The sequence below is a fragment of the Roseateles sp. P5_E1 genome, assembly GCF_054049335.1.
This window is the reverse complement of the sequence record NZ_JBFUMN010000183.1, coordinates 1-744: the sequence shown is the minus strand read 5'-3', so window position 1 is coordinate 744 and position 744 is coordinate 1. Positions and strand designations below refer to the sequence as shown.

1 protein-coding gene is annotated in these 744 nt (G+C 63.8%); it reads right to left on the bottom strand.

Annotated features, from left to right (window positions below):
• Nucleotides 1-411 (bottom strand): ATP-binding cassette domain-containing protein (locus ACXJKJ_RS30495; protein WP_457395171.1); only part of this gene is annotated, 411 nt, incomplete at its 3' end.
• Nucleotides 412-744: the final 333 nt, after the last annotated feature.

Genomic DNA, 744 nt, shown 5'->3' with positions numbered 1-744 from the left:
GCCCAGGCCGTGCAGCAGCTTGCCGGCGCGGGCTTCGGCGTCATAGGCGCCGATCTCGGCCATCTTCTGGTGCGCGGTAGCCACCGCTTCCCAGTCTTCGCGTGCGGCCGCGGCGGCTTCCTCGCGCATGACCGCAGCCACCTCGGTGTCGCCTTCGAGCACGAACTGCAGCGCCGGGTCGGGCAGCGACGGGGTCTCCTGGGCCACGCTGGCGATGCGGACCTTGCCGGGCAGGTCGACATCGCCCTTGTCCGCCTCCAGCTCGCCCTTCACGGCAGCAAACAGGCTGGACTTGCCGGCACCGTTGCGGCCGACCACGCCGACGCGGTACCCCGCGTGCAGGGTCAGGTCGACGTTGGACAACAGCAGCCGCTCGCCACGGCGCAAGGCGAAGTTACGAAGGGAAATCATCTTGGGGGTCCATATAACGGAATGGAATGTGCTGGTGAGCACCTTTCCTGCGACGTAATTCTAACGTTAACGAATACTTGACGCGCCCCGGGATGCGCGGCGGGTCGCGTTCCTCTCTCCCACGACCCCGCCTGCGCTTCCCCGGGACCCTGATGTCGAGCGTCCCGATTCACGTAAATGGTTGCTACTGCAACGTTTTTTGTGAAGATTGCGGATATTTGACAAGCGATGAATATCCCGTTAATTGATTTATTGCGCACCGCAACACCCCGCCTTCGCCGACCTGCTTCACGCCGTCGAGTTGTCGTTCCGGTGCCGCGCCATTCCTACCGG